This window comes from Bacillus sp. JJ1503 (assembly GCF_036965125.1).
In the GTDB taxonomy this organism is placed as follows: Bacteria; Bacillota; Bacilli; order Bacillales; family Cytobacillaceae; genus Cytobacillus.
In genome coordinates, this window is record NZ_JBALOZ010000378.1 from 1 (window position 1) to 769 (window position 769).

The 769-nt window shown below is 33.6% G+C and carries 1 protein-coding gene; it reads left to right on the forward strand.

Annotated elements, in window-relative coordinates; all coding sequences use genetic code 11:
• Nucleotides 1-77: 77 nt before the first annotated feature.
• The coding region (locus V7149_RS23200) for an NAD-dependent epimerase/dehydratase family protein (RefSeq protein ID WP_335347946.1) at nt 78-769 on the forward strand (692 nt) is incomplete at its 3' end.

Sequence of the window (769 nt, forward strand, 5' to 3'; positions counted from 1 at the left end):
CAATCATCATACATAACTAACACATTTAAATTTAAAACCAATAATATATAATAAATAACAGCTTATGAGGTGAATGAATGGAGAAAGTTTTGGTTAGTGGCGGTGCGGGTTTTATTGGATCCCACATTGTCGATCTACTAGTCAAGGAAGGTTATGAGCCTATTATTATTGATAATCTTTCGACCGGAACAACAAGTAACTTACTATCCAATTTAAAATTTTATCATGTTGATATCACATCTCCGGACTTAGAAATGATTTTTGAAAAAGAGAAGCCATCCTATGTAATTCATCTTGCCGCTCAAGTAGACGTCGAAAAATCCATTAAAAATCCATCGAGAGATGCGGAAATTAATTTTTTAGGTACAATTCGTTTGTTGACATATTGTTATCAATTTAATATAAAAAAGATCATTTTTTCTTCCTCATGTGCTGTATATGGAAATACTCCTCATTATGGCATTACAGAATTATTCCCAGTGCAGCCACTCTCATTTTATGCTATATCCAAATATGCGTCGGAAATGTATATTAAGCTTTTTTATGATCTGTATGGACTTCCATTTACTATTCTACGATACGCAAATGTCTATGGCCCGCGACAAAATTCAAAAGGTGAAGGGGGAGTTGTCTCCATTTTTTTAAATAAACTTTTCAAGAATGAAGATGTCAACATATATGGGGACGGGGAACAAACTCGTGATTTTGTTTACGTAAAGGATGTGGCAGCAGCTAATTTACTATCGCTGAAAAAAGGAGATAATGAAAT